Source organism: Streptomyces sp. NBC_00872 (genome assembly GCF_045161915.1).
Lineage (GTDB): Bacteria > Actinomycetota > Actinomycetes > Streptomycetales > Streptomycetaceae > Streptomyces.
The window spans coordinates 1,196,148-1,216,268 of record NZ_CP108806.1 but is presented as its reverse complement, the minus strand read 5'-3'; the positions used below and the strand labels follow the sequence as shown (position 1 = coordinate 1,216,268).

The 20,121-nt window shown below is 70.5% G+C and carries 15 protein-coding genes and 1 pseudogene; 7 read left to right on the top strand and 9 right to left on the bottom strand.

All coding sequences use genetic code 11. The features are described 5' to 3' along the window. Positions 1-25: 25 nt before the first annotated feature. Positions 26-2,296, bottom strand: a complete 2,271-nt coding sequence (locus OG214_RS05090; protein WP_405983925.1) for a DEAD/DEAH box helicase — start codon at positions 2,294-2,296, stop codon at positions 26-28. Between the two features lie 180 nt (positions 2,297-2,476). Between OG214_RS05090 and OG214_RS05085 the strand changes: the two genes are divergently transcribed. Further along, positions 2,477-3,448, top strand: a complete 972-nt coding sequence (locus tag OG214_RS05085; RefSeq protein ID WP_405983924.1) for an alpha/beta fold hydrolase — start codon at positions 2,477-2,479, stop codon at positions 3,446-3,448. A gap of 138 nt (positions 3,449-3,586) precedes the next feature. Here the strand turns inward: OG214_RS05085 and OG214_RS05080 are convergent. Beyond that, positions 3,587-4,228 (bottom strand): annotated as a pseudogene (locus OG214_RS05080) (TetR/AcrR family transcriptional regulator); the annotation flags it as partial. Positions 4,229-4,383: 155 nt separating this feature from the next. Between OG214_RS05080 and OG214_RS05075 the strand changes: the two are divergent. Then, the gene (locus OG214_RS05075; protein WP_363084325.1) at positions 4,384-5,181 is read left to right on the top strand and encodes a VOC family protein; all 798 of its coding nucleotides are present in this window, start codon (positions 4,384-4,386) and stop codon (positions 5,179-5,181) included. Positions 5,182-5,340: 159 nt separating this feature from the next. Continuing rightward, complete coding sequence (locus tag OG214_RS05070; RefSeq protein WP_363084326.1) at positions 5,341-5,625, top strand: WhiB family transcriptional regulator; 285 nt, start codon at positions 5,341-5,343, stop codon at positions 5,623-5,625. A 60-nt stretch (positions 5,626-5,685) separates the two neighbouring features. On the opposite strand, the gene OG214_RS05065 is transcribed toward OG214_RS05070, so the two are convergent. From OG214_RS05065 to OG214_RS05035, 7 genes are all read right to left on the bottom strand, one after another. Next, complete coding sequence (locus tag OG214_RS05065; RefSeq protein WP_405983923.1) at positions 5,686-6,606, bottom strand: chitosanase; 921 nt, start codon at positions 6,604-6,606, stop codon at positions 5,686-5,688. A 180-nt stretch (positions 6,607-6,786) separates the two neighbouring features. Beyond that, positions 6,787-7,761 (bottom strand): acyl-ACP desaturase, encoded by a 975-nt coding sequence (locus OG214_RS05060; protein ID WP_405983922.1) that lies wholly within the window; start codon positions 7,759-7,761, stop codon positions 6,787-6,789. 164 nt (positions 7,762-7,925) lie between these two features. Then, positions 7,926-8,702, bottom strand: a complete 777-nt coding sequence (gene ddaH / locus OG214_RS05055) for a dimethylargininase (RefSeq protein WP_405983921.1) — start codon at positions 8,700-8,702, stop codon at positions 7,926-7,928. A 151-nt stretch (positions 8,703-8,853) separates the two neighbouring features. Further along, on the bottom strand, positions 8,854-11,172 hold the full coding sequence (locus OG214_RS05050; RefSeq protein WP_405983920.1) for an ATP-binding cassette domain-containing protein: 2,319 nt from the start codon (positions 11,170-11,172) through the stop codon (positions 8,854-8,856). A 139-nt stretch (positions 11,173-11,311) separates the two neighbouring features. Further along, the gene (locus OG214_RS05045; protein WP_405983919.1) at positions 11,312-12,955 is read right to left on the bottom strand and encodes an ABC-F family ATP-binding cassette domain-containing protein; all 1,644 of its coding nucleotides are present in this window, start codon (positions 12,953-12,955) and stop codon (positions 11,312-11,314) included. 311 nt (positions 12,956-13,266) lie between these two features. Beyond that, a complete protein-coding gene (locus OG214_RS05040) occupies positions 13,267-13,683 on the bottom strand; it encodes an SsgA family sporulation/cell division regulator (RefSeq protein ID WP_382859980.1) in 417 nt (138 codons plus the stop codon). A 208-nt stretch (positions 13,684-13,891) separates the two neighbouring features. Further along, positions 13,892-14,185 carry a YciI family protein gene (locus OG214_RS05035; RefSeq protein ID WP_405983918.1) on the bottom strand — a complete coding sequence of 98 codons (294 nt, stop codon included), beginning with the start codon at positions 14,183-14,185 and terminating at the stop codon, positions 13,892-13,894. Positions 14,186-14,240: 55 nt separating this feature from the next. Here OG214_RS05035 and OG214_RS05030 point away from each other — a divergent pair, with 55 nt between their 5' ends. The 4 genes from OG214_RS05030 to OG214_RS05015 all read left to right on the top strand — a co-directional run bounded on the left by OG214_RS05030 (position 14,241) and on the right by OG214_RS05015 (position 20,107). Then, complete coding sequence (locus OG214_RS05030) at positions 14,241-14,921, top strand: endonuclease V (protein ID WP_405983917.1); 681 nt, start codon at positions 14,241-14,243, stop codon at positions 14,919-14,921. A gap of 262 nt (positions 14,922-15,183) precedes the next feature. Then, positions 15,184-16,398: a CaiB/BaiF CoA transferase family protein gene (locus tag OG214_RS05025; RefSeq protein WP_405983916.1), complete on the top strand. Its 1,215-nt coding sequence runs from the start codon at positions 15,184-15,186 to the stop codon at positions 16,396-16,398. 114 nt (positions 16,399-16,512) lie between these two features. Further along, complete coding sequence (locus OG214_RS05020) at positions 16,513-17,727, top strand: acetyl-CoA C-acetyltransferase (RefSeq protein ID WP_363084825.1); 1,215 nt, start codon at positions 16,513-16,515, stop codon at positions 17,725-17,727. A gap of 190 nt (positions 17,728-17,917) precedes the next feature. After that, positions 17,918-20,107, top strand: coding sequence for a 3-hydroxyacyl-CoA dehydrogenase NAD-binding domain-containing protein (locus OG214_RS05015; protein ID WP_405983915.1), 2,190 nt, complete (start codon positions 17,918-17,920; stop codon positions 20,105-20,107). The last annotated feature ends 14 nt before the right edge of the window (positions 20,108-20,121 follow it).

Here is a 20,121-nt window from a genome sequence, read left to right as displayed (position 1 = left end):
GGCGGCGACCCCCGCCGGGCCGGTCCTACGAGCTGCCGCCGCCCGGTCCAACCGGTCCAACCGGTCCGCCCGCCGCATCCGCTCCGCCCGCCAGTCGTAGCTGTTCCTCCTCCACGATCCGGCGGGCGATGTCCCGGTCCGCGACATCGATCGCGTCGGGTGTGGCGTCGGCCATCTCGCTGCGCCGGGCATAGGCGTCGAAGAGGCGGTCCTTGTCGGCGAGGATGTCCAGCAGACGCTGGTCCACACTGTCGACCGCGAGCAGCCGGTGCACCTGGACCGGACGGATCTGGCCCATCCGGTGCGCGCGGGCCACCGCCTGATGCTCCAGGGTCGGTTTGACCTGGGGCTCGCAGAGGATGACGACCGACGCGGCCTGCATGTTCAGCCCGACACCGCCCGCCTGGATCTGGCTCAGCAGCACCGCGTGCCCCGGGACCGCGCCGAAGCGGTCCACGATCCGCTGACGGCGGTCCGCCGGCACATCGCCGGAGAGCGGCCCGAACACGCCCTCGCCCAGCGCCTGGTGAACCGCGGTCAGCACCTCGCGGAAGTACGAGAAGACCACGACCTTCAGTTCGTTCCCCGCGGCCTCGGCGACCAGCTCCCGCAGCCGGCCCAGCTTGGCCGAGGTCTCCGGCCGCGCGTACGCCGCCCGGCGCATCCGCATGAAGTGCGCGTCGGCCACCGCCGTGCGGTAGGCCGCCAGATCCCCGGCGCTCAGCTCCTCCCACTCGTCCACCCGCACCAGCGCGGGCAGCTCGGCGAGGACGTCCTGCTGGTTACGGCGCAGATAGGCCGGGGCGACCGCGCGGCGGAAGGCGTGCGCGCCCACGACCGCGTCGGCGCCCTGGACGGCCGGGGCCAGTTCGGGCTGGAGACGCCGGATCAGACTGCGGAACTCCGCCACGCGGTTCTCCATCGGAGTGCCCGTCAGAAACAGCACATGACCGGCGTGTTCGGCCCAGTCGGACATGGCGCGGGATCTGCGGGTGTCCGGGTTCTTCACATAGTGGGCCTCGTCGACGACGAGCATGCGCGGCTCGTCCCGAAGCGTGCCGGTCCTGTCCCCGGGCCCCTCGCCGGCTCGCAGCAACGGCAGTGTGTGCAGCGAGTCGAAGGTGGTGACCGCGACCCCGCCGCGCTCGCGCCACTCCGTGAACGCCTCCTGCCGCTCCGGGCCGTGCACAGGGATCGCCCGCAGTGTGCTCCGGGAGCCGATCTCCCGGGTCCAGTTGATCAGGACACTGCTCGGGCAGACCACCAGGAAGTGCGTACCGCCCCGGGCAGCGAGATGCGCGAGCGCGGCGATGGCCTGGACGGTCTTGCCAAGCCCCATCTCATCGCCGATGATCACCCGGCGCTGGACCAGCGCGAATCGCGCCCCGAACGACTGATAGCCGCGCAGCGACACCCGCAGCCGGGTGTCGTCCAGCGGCTGGGCCCGTACCCGCCCGGCGATCTCGGACGGCATGAAGCCCTCGGCGGCGGCGGCATCGGGGGTCCCGCCCGCCGTCTGCGCCAGCACGCCGTAGTAGTCGGCCGAGCGCAGCTCGAAGTCGACCCAGGCCTCGATCTCCGAGGCCGGCTCCCGCAGCAGATCCACCGACATCTGTGCGAACAGCAGCGGTACTTCCGCCTCCGCCGCCTCGTCCAGCAGCCGCCGGATCCGGCCCACCGCGCCGAGCGCCCGTGCCCTGCCGTCCCGTCCCGACAGGGCCAGCCGCAGCCGGCCGCGTGCGGGAGCCGCCTGCGGCAGCAGCGCGCGCAGCTCCGTGGCGAGCCGCTCCGCGGTGTCATGCGCGCGCCGCAGCCCGGGGCCGGCCTCGACCAGCCGGTGCAGGGCGACGACCAGCGCGGTGGTCCGCGGTTCGGGGTGGTCGACATCGATCCGTACGGACACGGTCTCGCCGACGGCCTCGGCGATCCTGGTGGCCGCCGCCACCGCCTGGCCGGCGGTATGGGCCCCGACCCCGGGCACCTGGCGCAGCGTGTGCCTGCCCGCTTCGTACACCTCGTGCACGGAGGTGAACCCCGCCTGTTCGAGGGCGCCGAGCCGTAACCTGCCCGCGGTGACGTCCCGCAGCCGGGACACCGGGATCGCCCTCAACTCGGTCTCCATCAGCTCCCGCTGGAGCGGACCGAAGGCCTCGCGTATGGCGGTGACGGCACGGGTGTGGTCGTCGAGCAGTCGCCGCGCGGTGTCCAGCAGCCGCTCCGCCGCGTCGAGCGCGGCCCTCGCCCTTCTGCCCGCGGGCACCGGATCGTGATCCGGCGCGACCCCCGCACCCTTCATGGCGCCACTCCGTCCGCCCCGCTCGACCGGTCCGGACGACCCGTCCCGACCGGGTCATATGCTCCCACGTCCGGCACGGGCCGCCGGTCGGCGGGGAGCGAGACGGAAACCATCCTAAACTAAACGAACGGTCGTGCTAAAATCTTTCCATTCCGCCGGCCGACCAAGGAGATCCGGGCAATGGCACCCACGGCTGCGCTTCTTCGCACCGTCCTGAACACCACCTCGTATCTCGCCCCCCGTCTGGCCGGACGTGCCGCCTTCGCCGTCTTCCGCCGCCCCGCGGGCCGCAGCAGACCGCGCCCCGACGAGCTCGATGTGCTCGCCGCCGCCCGCACCGGACGGATCACGGTCAACGGCACGTCCGTCGTCACCTACCGCTGGGGCGACGGCACACGGCCGGTGCTGCTCGTACACGGCTGGTCCTCGCGCGCCTCGCGCTTCTCGCGCTTCGTCACCGCGCTGTGCGAACTGGGTTACAGCCCGGTCTCCTTCGACGCCCCGGGGCATGGCGACTCGGCGGGACGGGGCGTGACGGTCCTCGAACTCCGCGAGGCCATAAGGCAGTCGCACGCGGAGTACGGCCGGTTCGAAGCCGTCGTCGCGCACTCCTTCGGGGTGCTCGCGACATTCTTCGCGCTGCGCGACGGTGTCGAGGCACGCAGGGTGATCGCGATCGGCGGGGTCGCCGAGTTCGGCCACGCGCTGGAGGGGTTCCGCGCCAGGCTCGGTCTGCGCGAGCGGATCATCGGGGAACTGCGCGGCCATGCGGAGCGGACCCTGTTCCGGGGTGAGCCGGACATCTGGCGCCGCCTCGACGCCACCTACCGGCCCGAGGAGATCGACGCCGACGTCCTGCTCTTCCACGACGAGGACGACGACATGGTGCCGCTGGGCCAGGCCAGAGCGCTCGTCCAGGCGTACGGAGGGCGTCCGGACGGGGGAGCCGGTGTCCGGCTGGTGGTCACCCGGGGGCTGGGTCACCGGCGGATCCTCGGCGACCCCGAAGTGGTCGCCGCCGCCGTGGACTTCGTACGCTCGGAACAGCCAGGGCCGGGGCCAGGACCAGGATCAGGGTCACGGTCCGCGTCGGAGGGGTCCGCGTCGGAGGGGTCCGCCGCCGGTCCCCGCCCCGGCTCAGCCGTTCTCTGAGGCCCGCGCCGGGGCCGCTGTCCGAGCCGATGCCCGGTCCGGCGCCCGGGTCCTCGTCCGGGCCGGTGCCGGCACCGGCGGCGGGGTCGCCACCGGCGTCGGTCCAGGCCCTCGCAGGGCGGTGAGGTCAGAGGCCTCCGGCAAGGAGTCCGGATCGGTTGCCGCGGCGCGCAGACGGTACAGAATGCCCCGGCCGGCCCGCTCGTAGGCGACCGTGTCGCCATGCAGCACCGACTGGGCGTTGGCCGCCTCCATCAGCGCGATGATCTCGAAGGCGAGCTGCGGTACGTCCAGTTCCGCGACGAAACCGCCCGCGCGCCGCGCCTTGTCGACGGTGCGCTCCACATAGCCGACCCACTCGTCACGCGCCGCGGCGATCGCGTCGTGCACCGGTCCGCCGCGCGCGTCGAACTCCGCCGAGACCGCGTAGAAGAAGCACCCGCCGGTGAAGACACGGTCCGCCGAGTACGTCAGCCAGTTGCGGCACAGCGCCCACACCCGGGCGGTACCGGGGCTCAGCTCACGGGCCGGCCGGACGACACGCTCGCTGTAGACGTCGAGGGCCGCCCGGACCGTCGCGAGCTGAAGCTCCTCCTTGGAACCGAAGAGCGCGAAGACACCGCTCTTGCTCAGCTTCAGCTCGGTGGCGATACGGCCGAGGGAGAGCCCTTCCAGCCCTTCCACCGAGGCGATGTCCATCGTCCGGTCGAGCACCAGCCGCCGGGTGTGATTGCCGCGCTCGACCCGTCCGTCCACGTGTCCGGCCGTCCGCCCGCCCATGGATGCGCTCATCTCCCCACTGTACTGAACGCACGGTCGTGCGGTCTCCTGCCGCCGACCGGCGGGACACGGTCTGCGGCGCGCCCTCCGCCGGGGGAGACTCGCGGGGAGAGCGGCGGGATCCCATGGAAGGGGTCCCCATGAAGGAGTGCGCCATGCTCACCAGTCCTTTCGCCCCCGGATCCCCGGTCTGGGCCGAGCTCAGCACTCCCGACATCGAGGGCGCCACCGCCTTCTACCACGGGCTGTTCGGCTGGACCTTCGTGTCCACGGGTCCCGACACCGGCGGCTACGGTCTGTTCCAGCTGGGCGGCAGGACCGCGGCCGCCGCCCTGCCCATGCCGGTCGACAAGGGGCCGACGGACTGGTTCCTGTTCTTCCGTACGCCCGACGCGGAGGCGACGGCCAAGGCCGTGCATCAGGCGGGCGGTTCCGTTCTGCTGGGGCCCATGGACGTCATGGAGACCGGCAGGACGGCCGTTTTCACCGACTCCGTCGGCGCGCGGTTCGCGGTCTGGCAGCCGGGCTCGACCAAGGGCCTCGACATCGTCGACGAGCCGGGCGGCCTCTGCTGGTGCGAGCTGTACACACCGGACGAGGGCGCCGCGTACACCTTCTACAGCTCGGTCTTCGGCTGGGGGACCACCAGTATGCCGATGCCCGACGGCAGTGGTACGTACCGGATGATGCACCCGGCGGGCCGGGGCCCGGAGGCCATGTTCGGCGGCTTCGTCACGCTCGGCTCCGATCCGGCGGAGGCCGGCGACGGACCGCACTGGCAGATCTATTTCGCGGTGACGGACTGTGACGCGGCCGTCGCGACGGCCGGAAAGCTGGGCGGTACGGTCAGGGTCGCGCCGACCGACATCGAGGGCGTGGGCCGGTTCGCCAAGCTCACGGATCCCTACGGAGCGCGTTTCGCGCTGATGCAGGGAGTGGACCAGGACACCTGACGGCCCCGCCCGTACGCGGATCCGTTCACCGGAATGGGTCCCTCCGCCGGTACGGGTCCCTTCAGCGGCGCCGACACGCCGACGCCGACACGCCGGTGTCGCAAAGCCATTGACGCTTCGTCAAGCAACCGTTTATCGCGGCCCGGCAGGCTGTCGGGTATGCCGATCAACATCACCGACATCGCCACCCGCGTGACCGCAACGTCCCAGAGCACCGAGCACGAACTCTCCTGGCAGGAGAGCGCGTTGTGCGCCCAGACCGGTCCCGATTTCTTCTTCCCCGCCCCCGGATCCTCCACCCGTGAGGCGAAGCGGCTCTGCGGCGCGTGCGAGGGCCGTGAGGCCTGCCTTCAGTACGCCCTCGCCAACGACGAGCGGTTCGGCGTCTGGGGCGGACTCTCCGAGAAGGAACGCCAGAAGCTCCGTCGTACCCCGGGAAACTGACCCGGTCGCGGTGCGGCCGGGCCGGCCTGCGGCCGGTGCGGCCCCCACGCCCGGCGGACCTCAGTGTGCCGCGATCCGGAAGGTCTCTCCGTACATCTGCCAGCTCAGCGGCGGGTCGAGCGTCATATTGCCGTCCCGCAGGAAGTTCCGCTGAGCGGTGTCGATACGGGACGAGTCGCGCTGCGTGGTGATGAGCCCGGCCTTGATCACCGAGCGGCCGCTGTCCAGGAAGGCGTTCAGATACGCCTTCTCGTCACCGCCCCGGTCCGGGGACTTCGCCCGCTTCAGCGCCGCCTGGCGGATGCCGTAGAAGCCGTGCGCGTCGACACCCGGGCCGTGCAGCACCATCGCGTCGTAGTAGATGAACTGCCCGAGCGTGCCGAGTCCGTCCAGTTTGGCGAGCTGGACGGCCGGCTCGAAGTAGATCCGGTCGCGGGCCGCCTCCTGCGCCGCGCGGAAGTCCGGGGATCGCGCGGCCTTCGCCCAGGCGTCCCGGAAGCCGGGGTCGAGCCCCTCGTGCGAGTCGGTGCCGTCCACGGCGCGCAGCGCGGGGAGATACGACGCGAGCGGATTGTCCGGGTGGCTCCTGGTGTACGACTCGACGAGTTGCAGCATGTCGTTGGTGCCCGAGCAGAAGCCGATGATCCCGGCCGTGTACCCGTTGCCGTCGTGGAAGTCCTCGATGGCGCCGTACAGGCTCCGCCAGTCGAGGGTGGAGCTCTCCGCGCTGGCCACGAGCCGCGCGGCGATCTCCTTCTTCTCCGGAGCCGCGAGGCCGGGGGGCATGCTGTCGATGCGCTCCCGTACCTCTTCCTCGTTCTCCAGCGCCCCGGGCGCCAGCGGATTGGGCGCGCCGCTCCGCCCGGCGTAGGACGGCGGATGGTCGGCGAGCACTTCGGTGTCGTCGCCGGCTCCCAGGATCACGGCGGCGGTCACGACGATGGGCGCGCCGATGAGGAAGAGGCGCGTGACAGGCTTCATCCGGCCCAGCGTACGAGGCGTTTGCGAGGATCGGGGAACACTTCCCCGAATACCCGAAAACACGTACGACGGTAGGCCGGATGAAGCCTGGATGAGCGGTGTGCGACGGGGGCCGGCGCTCAGCCCGCCGAGTGCGGCCCGCCGCGCACCGCCCGCCGCGCACCGCTCACCGTGCCTGGCTCAGCCGGCGGCGCGCGCGGCCATCCGTGCCTTGCGGGCGGCGAGCTTCTCGTCGAACTTGTCCGCCTCGCTGTTCAGCCCGCCCATGTACAGGCCGAGCTCCTCCTGTGCCCGGAGCCCCTCCGGACCCAGCCCGTCGACGTCCAGCACCTTGAGGAAGCGCAGCACCGGCTGGAGCACGTCGTCGTGGTGGATCCGCATGTTGTAGATCTCGCCGATGGCCATCTGCGCGGCGGACCGCTCGAAGCCCGGCATACCGTGTCCCGGCATCCGGAAGTTCACCACCACATCACGTACGGCCTGCATGGTGAGATCCGGCGCGATCTCGAAGGCGGCGCCCAGCAGATTGCGGTAGAAGACCATGTGCAGATTCTCGTCGGTGGCGATCCGCGCCAGCAGCCGGTCGCAGACCGGGTCGCCCGACTGATGCCCGGTGTTGCGGTGCGAGACCCGGGTGGCCAGCTCCTGGAAGGCCACATACGCGACGGAGTGCAGCATCGAGTGGCGGTTGTCGGACTCGAAGCCCTCCGACATGTGTGCCATCCGGAACTGCTCCAGCTTGTCCGGGTCGACGGCCCGCGAGGCGAGCAGATAGTCACGCAGCACGATGCCGTGCCGGCCCTCCTCCGCCGTCCAGCGGTGCACCCAGGTGCCCCAGGCTCCGTCGCGGCCGAAGAGGCTGGCGATCTCGTGGTGGTAGCTGGGGAGGTTGTCCTCGGTCAGCAGATTCACCACGAGCGCGATCTTGCCGATCTCGGTGACCTTCGACTGCTCGGGCTCCCAGGCCTCGCCATCCTCGAATATCCCGGGGAAGTTGCGGCCGTCCGTCCAGGGAACGTACTCGTGCGGCATCCAGTCCTTGGCGACCTTGAGATGACGGTTGAGTTCCTTCTCCACCACCTCTTCCAGCGCGTACAGCAGTCGGGCGTCGGTCCACGCGTCCGAACGGCCGAGGTGGGGAGAGACGAGTGTCACGGGTGCTCCTGGGGGACGGGAGATGTTTTACCTACGGGTTCGTAGGTTACGACACCGTAGGTTAAAGCCGTAGTAAGCCGGAGGCCAAGCCCGCGGCACCCGAATCCCCTCACGCACAGCGATGGAAGCCTTGTGCGTGCCACGGGATTGACCGTTACGCCCGGTCATGTGTGCAGGTCGCGCAGGCGTACGGAGAGACAGGTCACACACCCTTCGAGTTTCTCGAACTCACTGATGTCGACCGGTACGGGCTCATAGCCCAGTTTCGCGAACAGCTCCGCCGTTGCGGGCGCGCTCGCCGCCATCAGCAGCTTTCCGCCGCCGAGCAGCACCACATGCCCGCCGTGCTCCTCCGGCACGGGCAGAAAACGCGGGAAGAGGGCGGGCGTGTCGACCAGCGGCTCATGGCCGACGACCGTGCCGTCCGGCAGCGCGGTCACCGCGGACTTGAGATGGAGCACCTTGCTCACCGGTACGGCGACCACCCGCGCCCCGAGCGGTTCGAAGGCGGCGCGCAACTGCCGTGCCCCCGCCGCGTTCGTCCTGCCGCCCAGGCCGACGTAGACCGTGTCACCGGCCTTGAGGACATCGCCCCCGTCGAGCGTGCCCGGCTCGCGCACCCGGTTCACCGAGCAGCCGAGCCGGGCCAGTTCCTCCTCCACCGCGGGTGTCTCGGGCCGGCGTGAGGGGGCGCCGGGCCGGGTGATGAGCGCGACGTTCCGGAACATCACGACGGCGTCCTCGACGAACACCCCGTCAGGACAGTCGTCGGCCGGCGCCACCTCGAAGGTCTCCCAGCCGTGCTCGCGCAGCGTCCGCGCGTACCGCTCCCACTGCGCGAGCGCGAGAGCGGTGTCGACGGGCTCGCGCGCGAGATGGGTGACCAGACCCTCGGCGAGGCGCGGGCTCGGACGTCGGATCAGGGCTTTCCTGCTGGGCACGGGCGAATCTCCAGGTCGGTGGGGACAGGGACGCCGCCCATCATGAGAGGTTCCGCTCCTCGTGGGGAAGGGCGCCGTCCATCATGACCCGCCGCGCGGGAGCGGGCGAAATGCCCGTCGGTACGGGCGGGCCCGCCGTCACCCGCGCCGCTCACATCTCCCGGGCCCGCCCCTGATCCCGCCCCCGCGCCTGCCCCGGATCCCGTTCCTGATCCCGCCCCAGATCCCGCCTCAGATACTCGGCGGTGAACGATGTCGGGTGCTCGACCAGCAGCCGTGGCGTGCCCTCGAAGACGATCTCACCGCCGTGCTTGCCGCCGTCGGGACCGAGGTCGATCACCCAGTCGGCGCTCTTGACCACATCCATGTTGTGCTCGACGCAGATCACCGAGTTCCCCGCGTCGACCAGCCGGTCCAGCAGCGCGACAAGGGTGTCCACATCCGCCATGTGCAGTCCGGTGGTGGGCTCGTCCAGGATGTACACACTGCCCGTACGGTGCAGCTGGGTGGCGAGTTTGATGCGCTGCCGCTCCCCTCCGGAGAGCGAGCTGAGCGGCTGGCCGAGCGTCAGATAGGTGAGCCCGACGTCATTGAGGGTCCGCAGCTTCCGCAGCAGTGTCCTGTCCTCGAAGAACTCCATCGCCACCGCCGCCGTCATATCGAGTACGTCGACGATCGAGCGGCCCCTCACCCGGTGTCCGAGCACCTCGTCGTGGAAGCGCCGTCCCTCGCAGACATGACAGGTCGTCGTCACCGGATCCATGAAGGCCAGATCGGTGTAGATCAGCCCGCGCCCCGAGCACTCCGCGCACGCGCCGGAGGAGTTGAAGCTGAACAGCCCCGGCTGGACCCCGTTCTCCTTGGCGAAGATCTTCCGGATGGTGTCCATGATCCCGAGATAGGACGCCGGTGTGGAGCGGGACGAAGCGGTGATCGCGCCCTGGTCGATGACGATCGTCTCCGGGTACGCCGTGGTGAGGACACCGGAGACCAGACTCGACTTCCCGGAGCCCGCGACCCCGGTCACCGCCGTGAGCACCCCGGTCGGGAACCGTACGTCGACGCCCTTCAGATTGTGCAGGGCCGCCCCGGTCACCGGAAGCCAGCCGTCCGGCGTACGGAACGCCTCCTTCAGGGGGGTACGGCGGCGCAGACAGCGGCCGGTGAGCGTATCGGCCTCCTTGAGCAGTGCCACCGGCCCCTCGTACACCGCGTGGCCGCCCTCGGTGCCCGCTCTCGGACCCATGTCGACCACATGGTCCGCGATCGCCATCACATCCGGGTCGTGCTCCACCACCAGCACCGTATTGCCCTTGTCGCGCAGCCGGATCAGCAGATCGTTCAGCCGGCCGACATCTCGCGGATGCAGGCCCACGCTCGGCTCGTCGAAGATGAAGGTGAGACCGGTCAGTGAACTCCCCAGATGGCGCACCACCTTGAGCCGCTGGCCCTCACCGCCCGAGAGCGTGCTGGTCTCCCGGTCCAGACTGAGATAGCCGAGCCCGATCCCCACCAGCCGCTCCAGCCGTTCCCGGGCGGCGGCCGCGAGCGGGGTGGCCACGGGATCGTCGATCCGGCCCAGCACCTCCACCAGATCGCTGACCTCCATCCCGGTGTAGTCGGCGATGTTCAGCCCGCCGATCCGGGTCGCGAGCGCGGCCTCGTTGAGCCTGGCTCCCCCGCAGGCCTCACAGAGCCGCTCCACGGTGAAGCGGGCCGCCGTCTCCCGGCGCTTCTCGGAGAGACCGGCGGTGTCACGCTTGAGGAAGAGCCGGGTGAAGCGGCTGACTATGCCCTCGAACTTCACATCCACGGAGCCGGACCTCAGCTCCAGACGGACCTTGAAGTCCCCTCCGTGCAGCAGCAGTTCACGCTCCTCGTCGGTGTACTCACCGATCGGTCTGGACCGGTCGAAGTGGCCGGAGTCGGCGTACAGACTCCACTCCCAGCTCCCCACCGAGAGTCCGGGCAGCAGCAGCGCGCCCTCGTCGAGCGACTTCGTCCAGTCGATCGCCCGGTCGATGTCGAGCCTGACCACCCGGCCCACACCGTCACAGACGGCGCACATCCCCGAGGGATCGTTGAAGGAGTACGCCGTCGCGGCGCCGGCGCTCGGTGTGCCATGGCGGGAGAACAGCACCCGGATCACCGAGTAGATATCGGTCATCGTGCCGACCGTGGAGCGCACATTGCCGCCGATCGGTTTCTGGTCCACGACCACCGCCACCGAGAGATCGTCGATCGAGTCGACCTGGGGGCGCTCGTACTTCGGCAGGAAGCTCCTGATGAACGAGGTGAACGTCTCGTTGAGCTGGCGCTGCGACTCCACGGCGACGGTGTCGAAGACGATCGACGACTTGCCGGACCCCGACACCCCGGTGAAGACCGTGATCCTTCCCTTGGGGATGGTGAGTGACACGTCCTGGAGATTGTTCTCACGGGCGCCCGTGATGACGATGTTCTGAGGCATGCCCCGACGCTAACCGGGAATCCCGACATCTTCCGTCGAGTTTTCCGGTCGCGCCGGGGCGATCGATTCCGGCAACCTCAGCGGTTCCGGCGGCTCGGGCGGCTCGGGCGGCCGGCCACCCGGGCAACCCGAACACGCCCTAGGAGTACGGCAGTTCCGTCTCCCGTACCTCCTCGGCGCTGGTGTCCCGCAGCTCCCCGTCGAGCAGCAGCCAGCGCGTGACGCCGATCGACTCCAGGAACGGCAGGTCGTGGCTCGCCACGATCAGCGCGCCCTCGTACGACTCCAGCGCGGCGGTGAGTCTGCGCACGCTCGCCATGTCCAGATTGTTCGTCGGCTCGTCCAGCATGAGCAGCTGCGGGGCGGGCTCGGCGAGCAGCAGGGCGGCGAGCGAGGCACGGAACCGCTCCCCGCCCGAGAGCGTCCCGGCCGGCTGGTCGGCCCGCGCGCCCCGGAACAGGAAGCGCGCCAGCCGCGCCCTGATCAGGTTGTTCGTCGCGGCGGGCGCGAGGCGCGCCACGTTCTCCACCACGCTCAGCGAGTCGTCGAGCACATCGAGCCGCTGAGGCAGGAAGCGCACCGGCACATGGGCGAACGCCTCACCGGAGACCGGCTCCAGCTCCCCGGCGACCGTACGCAGCAGCGTGGTCTTGCCCGCGCCGTTGCGCCCCACGAGCGCGATCCGCTCGGGGCCATGGATCTCGAACCAGCCCCTGGCCTCGGCTCCATGGCGCATCCGCAGCTCGCGCAGGGTCAGTACGCTTCTGCCCGGATGGACCTTGGTGTACGGCAGCTCGATACGGACCTCGTCGTCGTCCCGTACCGCCTCCACCGCCTCGTCGAGACGCTCCTTCGCCTCGGCGAGCTTCTCGGCGTGCATGGTGCGGTGTTTGCCCGCGGACTCCTGGGCGGCCCGCTTGCGCAGGTTCATCACGATGCGCGGCTCCCGCTTGCTGTCGTACATCTTCTGGCCGTAGCGCGCCCGCTTGGCCAACTTGAGCTGGGCGTCGGCCAGTTCGCGCTTCTGCCGCTGTACGTCGGCCTCCGCGACCCGCACCATGCGCTCGGCCGCGTCCTGCTCCTGGGCCAGGGCCTCCTCGTACGCCGCGTAATTGCCGCCGTACCACTTCACCTCGCCGTCGTGCAGATCGGCGATCTGGTCGACGCGCTCCAGCAGTTCACGGTCATGGCTCACCACGACCAGCACACCGGACCAGGACGCGACCGCCGCGTACAGCCGCCGCCGCGCGTGCAGATCCAGATTGTTCGTCGGCTCGTCCAGCAGCAGCACACCGGGCCTGGCCAGCAGCAGCGAGGCCAGCCGCAGCAGCACGCACTCGCCGCCCGACATCTCGCCGATGGTGCGGTCGAGCCCGATCCCTCCGAGGCCGAGCTGGTCGAGGGTGGCGCGGGCGCGCTCCTCGACATCCCAGTCGTCGCCGACGGCGGTGAAGTGCTCCTCGCTCGCGTCGCCCGCCTCGATGGCGTGCAGCGCGGACCGGGTCGCGGCGATGCCGAGGGCCTCGTCCACCCGTAGCCCGGTGTCGAGCACCACGGTCTGCGGAAGGTAGCCGATGTCACCGGTGACCTTGATCTTCCCTTCGGACGGGGTCAGTTCGCCCGCGATGAGCTTCAACAGCGTTGACTTTCCCGATCCGTTGCGTCCGATCAGGCCGGTTCTGCCGGGGCCGACGGCGAGTTGGAAGCCGTCGAGGACGCTCGTCCCGTCGGGCCGGCGGAAGGACAGGGCGGTGCAGGTGATGTGGGCGGGGGAAGCGGACATACAGGTCTCCGGTCGCTGCGCGGTACCGCGAAGTACCGCGAGAGGGGCAGGGCAACGGATGGAGACACCGCGGAACAGGAGAGGTCCCGGTCGGGGAGGACGGCTCGGCGGCCGAGGTCACACACGAGAACGCACGGACGAATCCGGTGCGGCACGGTGTCTCAGGACCTCAGACGAGCAACGTCCTACTCCAATCGACGACAACAGGACGGCACCCACCGTAGGAAGCGGCCGGGGTGGGTGTCAAAGCGATTGTTGGACGCGATTGTCGGACGCGATTATTGGATGCGGCCGGGCGCGGCCCGGGGGCGTCAGCAGGCGTCGCGCAGCAGCTCGGTCAGATCGTGGTCCAGGTTCAGATGGAGATGCTCGCGGCCGACCGGGACGAGGTCCTCGGAGCGCTCAAGGAAGCGGCGCAGATCCGAGGTGCGCAGATGCACCATCGCGGTGCCCTCGGGAGCGTGGAACTCCACGACCGTACGGCCGTAGCCGAAGGGCCGCACCCGCACATCACCGAGACCGACCGGTTCGTACATCCCCGTGGTCAGCAGCTCACGGGAGAACTCCCAGGTCACTTCGGTGCCCTCCAGCGTCGCGAGCGGCGGGAACGCCATGCGGACGGCGAAGGGGTCGGTCCGGTCGTAGCGGAGTGTCGCGGCGACGGTCTCGGTCCTGGGGGCGGACGCGACCAGTCGGGCCTGTACAGCCTGCTCGATGACGGGTGACATGACCTGATCCCCTTCGTCGGACCGCTGGTGGATCGGCGCGGTTCTCTCTCCTACAGGAAGGACGGCTGAGCGGCCCGATCAGTGCTCCGGAAGGTGGGTGACGTACGTCACCTCGGCGCGCCTCCGGCATGTACGCGCACATGCCGGAGGCGCGCCGCCGTCGAAGGATTGGACGGAGGACGGGGCAGGGCGGAGGACGGGGCAGTCCCTAAACCTGGCGGCGGTAGGCGTCCAGCGCGGGGACCGTCTTCGTCGCGGTGAACTCCGTGATCCGGTACGTACAGACGCCACCGGCCGCGAAGGGATCGGCCGCCGTCAGCCGCTCGATCTCCGCGCGGTCGTCCCCGGCGGCCAGGATCACCCCGCCGTCGGGCGGATTCTTACGGCCCGAGGCCAGGAAGACGCCGGAGTCGTAGCCGGTGTTCAGCCAGTCCATATGGGCGTCGCGCAGCGCGTCGACCTGGTCGAGGGGCGCGGTGTAGGTCAGTTCCAGTACGAACATGATCGCCAGATTAGCCAGCAGCCGCGTCCGGTCACGGCACTAAGGTGTGATCACCATGACGGAGATCAGGACGCCTCGGGACGAGGCCGAGGCACGCGCCGTCCAGGACGAGCTGCGCGGGCGTGTCGTGCTCGACGAAGCGGGGCCGCCTGCCGGTACGGGACTGGTGACCGGCGTGGACGTGGCGTACGACGACGCGCGCGATGTCGTCGCCGCGGCGGCCGTCGTGCTCGACGCCGCCACGCTCGCCGTGGTGGACGAGGCGACGGCCGTCGGCCGGGTCACCTTCCCGTACGTCCCCGGCCTGCTGGCTTTCCGGGAGATCCCCACGGTCCTCGCCGCTCTCGACGCCCTCACCTCCGATCCCGGCCTTGTCGTCTGCGACGGCTACGGCCTGGCCCATCCGCGCCGCTTCGGCCTCGCCGCACACCTCGGGGTGCTCACCGGACTGCCGGTGTTCGGAGTGGCGAAGAACCCCTTCACGTTCTCGTACGAACAGCCGGGCACCCGGCGCGGTGACTTCTCGCCGCTGCTGGCCGACGACGGCGAGGAGGTCGGCCGCGCGCTGCGCACCCAGCCTGACGTCAAGCCGGTGTTCGTCTCGGTCGGCCACCGTGTCGACCTCGTCACCGCCTGCGCCCACACGCTGCGGCTGACTCCCGCGTACCGGCTTCCGGAGTCCACCCGCAGAGCGGACGCCCTCTGCCGCCGGGCGCTGCGCGAGGCCACGGCGTAGCCGCCTCCCCCCAGGGCCTTCCTCTGCTTCCCGCTCTGCCTTCCCTCCCCGCTCTCCGCTTTCCCGGCTCTCCGCTTTCCCCGCGCTACGGCCCGCTCGGCGCCCGTCCGCGTGCCGTGCGGGCGGGAGCGCTGTAGAACGGGAGGGATCTCCGGGACGCGGCCGAAAACCAAGCGCTTGCTCGCCCGGGGGTTGTGCGGAGTGCGGCACCTTCTTAGCATCACTGCTGTTACATCAGTTGTGTCACAGTGCTGGGGGCAGGATGGCAACGACGGAGAACGGCCCGCTGACCGGGGTACGCGTGGTCGAGCTGGCCGGAATCGGGCCGGGGCCGTTCGCCGCCATGACCCTCGCGGATCTCGGCGCCGATGTCGTACGGGTCGACCGTCCCGGCGGGGCCGGTCTCGGTATCGATTCGGCCCACGACCTGACCAACCGCAACAAACGCTCCGTACTGATCGACCTCAAGACCGAGGACGGCGCCGCGCGCGTTCTCGATCTTGTCGAGCGCGCCGATGTGCTGATCGAGGGCTACCGCCCCGGTGTCGCCGAGCGCCTCGGTATCGGACCCGAGGAGTGTCTCGGCCGTAATCCGCGCCTGGTGTACGGACGGATGACCGGCTGGGGCCAGGAAGGCCCGCTCGCCGGCCGCGCGGGGCACGACATCGGCTATATCGCGGTCAGCGGCGCCCTCTCCATGATCGGGAAGGCCGGCGAGCCGCCGGTCGTCCCGGCGAATCTGCTCGGTGACTACGCGGGCGGCGCCCTCTATCTCGTCATCGGGGTGCTCGCGGCGCTCCAGCACGCCCGCACCCCGGACGGTACGGGCCAGGTCGTGGACGCGGCGATCGTCGACGGGACCGCCCATCTCACCACCATGATCCACGCCATGATGGGCGCGGGCGGCTGGCAGGACCGGCGGGGGGCGAATCTGCTCGACGGCGGCAGCCCGTTCTACGGCTCGTACGAGACCGCCGACGGCGAGTACATGGCGGTCGGGCCGCTGGAGCAGCGGTTCTACAACGAGTTCATCGAGTCGCTCGGGATCGCGGACGAGGTTCCCGCCCGTAAGGACTTCGGCCGCTGGGACGAGCTGCGGGACGCCGTCGCGGCCCGGTTCCGGACGAAGACACGCGCGGAGTGGACGGCGGTCTTCGAGGGGACCGACGCCTGTGTCGCCCCCGTGCTCTCACTGCGCGAGGCCCCCGCCCACCCCCATCTCGCGGCCCGTGGCACCTTCGTCGACCACGGGGGGCTCGTCCAGCCCGCGCCCGCGCCCCGTTTCTCCGTCACACCCGGCTCGGTGCGCCGCGGTCCCGCCAGGCCGGGCGCGGACACCGCCGAGATCGCCCGCGACTGGGGACTGCCGTCGCTCGCCGAGCCCTCGCCCGCCGAGCCCTCGCCCGCCGAGTCCCCGCACGCGGAGTCCTCCGTCGCCGAGTCCTCGTCGCCCGCGCTCGCGAAGGAGGACAGTTGAATCGAGCGTTGAAGTCGAAGGGGACCGGCGACCGGGCGTCGCCCTCCCGAGCCCACCCCTGAACCGGCCGTGCGCCCCTCATCGCGCCCCTCATCTCAGCGAAAGGCAGTCGCCGTGAGTACCGAAGCGTTCGTCTACGACGCGATCCGCACCCCGCGCGGTCGCGGCAAGGCCACTGGCGCCCTGCACGGCACCAAGCCCATCGATCTCGTCGTCGGACTGATCCATGAGATGCGCCGACGGCTGCCCGGACTCGACCCGGAGGCGATCGACGACATCGTCCTCGGTGTGGTGAGCCCGCTCGGTGACCAGGGTTCGGACATCGCCCGTATCGCGGCGATCGCCGCCGGACTGCCCGACTCCGTCGCCGGCGTACAGGAGAACCGCTTCTGCGCCTCCGGGCTCGAAGCCGTCAATCTGGCCGCGGCCAAGATCCGCTCCGGCTGGGAGGATCTGGTCCTCGCGGGCGGCGTCGAGTCGATGTCGCGGGTGCCGATGGGGTCCGACGGCGGTGCCTGGGCCATGGACCCGATGACCAGCTTCGCGACCGGCTTCGCCCCGCAGGGCATCGGCGCCGACCTGATCGCCACCCTGGGCGGATTCAGCCGGCGCGATGTGGACGAGTTCGCGGCGCTCTCCCAGGAGCGGGCCGCCGCCGCGTGGAAGGAGGGCCGTTTCGACCGCTCGGTCGTTCCCGTCCTCGACCGCAACGGACTCACCGTCCTCGACCGCGACGAGCATCCGCGCACCGGCACCACCGCCGACTCGCTCGCCGCGCTGAAGCCGTCGTTCGCCGCGATCGGCGAGGCGGGCGGATTCGACGCCGTCGTCCTCCAGAAGTACCACTGGGTCGAGAAGATCGACCATGTCCACCACGCGGGCAACTCCTCCGGCATCGTGGACGGCGCGGCCCTCGTCGCCATCGGCTCCCGGGAGACCGGCGAGCGCTACGGACTCACCCCGCGCGCCAGGATCGTCTCCGCCGCGGTCTCCGGCTCCGAGCCGACCATCATGCTGACCGGACCCGCGCCCGCGAGCCGCAAGGCCCTCGCCAAGGCCGGACTGACGATGGACGACATCGACCTGGTGGAGATCAACGAGGCCTTCGCGGCGGTCGTGCTGCGTTTCGTCGAGGAGATGGGGGTGCCGCTGGAGAAGGTCAATGTGAACGGCGGGGCCATCGCGCTCGGCCATCCGCTCGGGGCCACCGGCGCCATGATCCTCGGCACGCTCATCGACGAACTGGAGCGCAGGGACCAGCGATACGGACTGGTCACGCTCTGTGTCGGCGGCGGCATGGGGGTCGCCACCGTGGTCGAACGCCTCTGACCGTTCCGTCGGCCCTGGCCGGTGTGACCGTCGCGGCGGTCCGTCGCGGCGGTCCGTCCGTCCCGGTCCGTCCGTTCCGATCCGTCGGTCTCTCCGCCCAGCCCGTCCGCCCCCGCGCCCTTCCGCCCAGCCCGTCCGCCTCTCCGCCCCTCTCTCCCCTCGTCCCCGCCATGGATTACGGAGCAGCAGCATGAGCGAGTCCACCACCCCGGCGTCCTCGGCCATCCGCTGGGAACAGGACGGATCGGGCATCGTCACCCTCGTCCTCGACGACCCCCGCCGGTCCGCCAACACCATGAACGAGACCTTCCGGCACTCCCTCGCGGCGGTCGCCGAGCGCGCGGAGGCGGAGCGGGACGGCATCCGCGGCATCATCGTCACCTCCGCCAAGAAGACCTTCTTCGCGGGCGGCGACCTCAAGGACATGATCAAGCTCGGCCCGGCCGACGCCCAGCAGGTGTTCGACAGCGGCATGGCCGTCAAACACGCCCTGCGACGCCTCGAAACCCTCGGCAGGCCCATCGTCGCCGCCATCAACGGGGCCGCGCTGGGCGGTGGTTACGAGATCGCCCTCGCCTGCCACCACCGGATCGCCCTCGACGCGCCGGGATCGCGGATCGGCCTGCCCGAGGTCACGCTCGGACTGCTGCCGGCGGCCGGCGGGGTCACCCGTACCGTACGGCTGCTTGGCATCACGGACGCGCTGCTCAAGGTGCTTCTCCAGGGCACCCAGTACTCCCCGCGGCGCGCGCTGGAGGCCGGACTCGTCCATGAGGTCGCCGCCACCACGGACGAGATGCTCGCGGCGGCCCGTGCCTTCATCGACGCCCACCCCGAGTCCGCGCAGCCCTGGGACGTCAAGGGTTACCGGATTCCCGGCGGTACGCCGTCGAGTCCGCGGTTCGCCGCCAATCTGCCCGCGTTCCCCGCCAATCTGAAGAAGCAGCTCGCGGGCGCTCCTCTCCCGGCGCCGCGCAATATCCTCGCGGCGGCCGTCGAGGGCTCTCAGGTCGACTTCGAGACCGCGCAGACCGTGGAGGCCCGCTACTTCACCGAACTGGTCACCGGGCAGACCGCCAAGAACATGATCCAGGCGTTCTTCTTCGACCTCCAGGCCGTCAACTCGGGGGCCGGCCGGCCCCAGGGCGTTCCACCGCGCGAGATCCGCAGGGTCGCGGTCCTCGGCGCGGGCATGATGGGCGCGGGCATCGCCTACTCCTGCGCCCGCGCCGGGCTCGATGTCGTCCTCAAGGACGTCTCGCAGGACGCCGCCGACCGCGGCAAGGGGTACTCCGAGAAACTGCTCGCCAAGGCGCTCTCCCGCGGCCGTACGACCGAGGAGCGGCGCGACGAACTGCTCGCCCGCATCACGCCGACCGCCGACCCCGCCGATCTCGCGGGCTGCGACGCCGTGATCGAGGCGGTCTTCGAGGATCCGGCGCTCAAGCACAAGGTGTTCCAGGAGATCCAGGACATCGTGGAGCCCGACGCGCTGCTCTGCTCCAACACCTCCACCCTGCCCATCACCCTGCTCGCCGAAGGTGTCTCCCGGCCCGCCGACTTCATCGGGCTGCACTTCTTCTCGCCGGTCGACAAGATGCCGCTGGTCGAGATCATCAAGGGGGAGCGGACGGGCGACGAGGCCCTCGCCCGCGCCTTCGATCTGGTGCGCGCGATCAAGAAGACCCCGATCGTCGTCAATGACTCGCGCGGCTTCTTCACCTCCCGGGTGATCGGGCAGTTCATCAACGAGGGTGTCGCGATGGTCGGCGAGGGCATCGAGCCCGCGTCGGTCGAACAGGCCGCCGCGCAGGCCGGCTACCCCGCCAAGGTGCTCGCCCTGATGGACGAGCTGACGCTCACCCTGCCGCGGAAGATCCGCGACGAGAGCAGGCGCGCGGTGGAGGAGTCGGGAGGCACCTGGGCCGGACACCCGGCGGACGCGGTCGTCGACCGGATGGTGGACGAGTTCGGCCGTACGGGACGCGCGGGCGGCGCGGGCTTCTACGAGTACGACGCCGACGGCAGGCGCGTCCGGCTCTGGCCGGGGCTGCGGGAGCACTTCGGCAAGACGGACGCGCGGGACCTCTTCCCCGACATGCGGGAGCGGATGCTCTTCTCCGAGGCGCTGGACTCGGTGCGCTGTCTGGAGGAGAACGTTCTCACGTCGGTCGCCGACGCCAATATCGGCTCGATCATGGGCATCGGCTTCCCGGCCTGGACGGGCGGAGTGCTCCAGTACATCAACGGCTACGAGGGCGGGCTGCCCGGCTTCGTCGCGCGCGCCCGTGAGCTGGCGGAGCGGTACGGCGAGCGGTTCGAACCGCCCGCGCTGCTGGTGGAGAAGGCCGAGAAGGGGGAGACGTTCAGCGACGCGTGAGACCTTGACCGGGC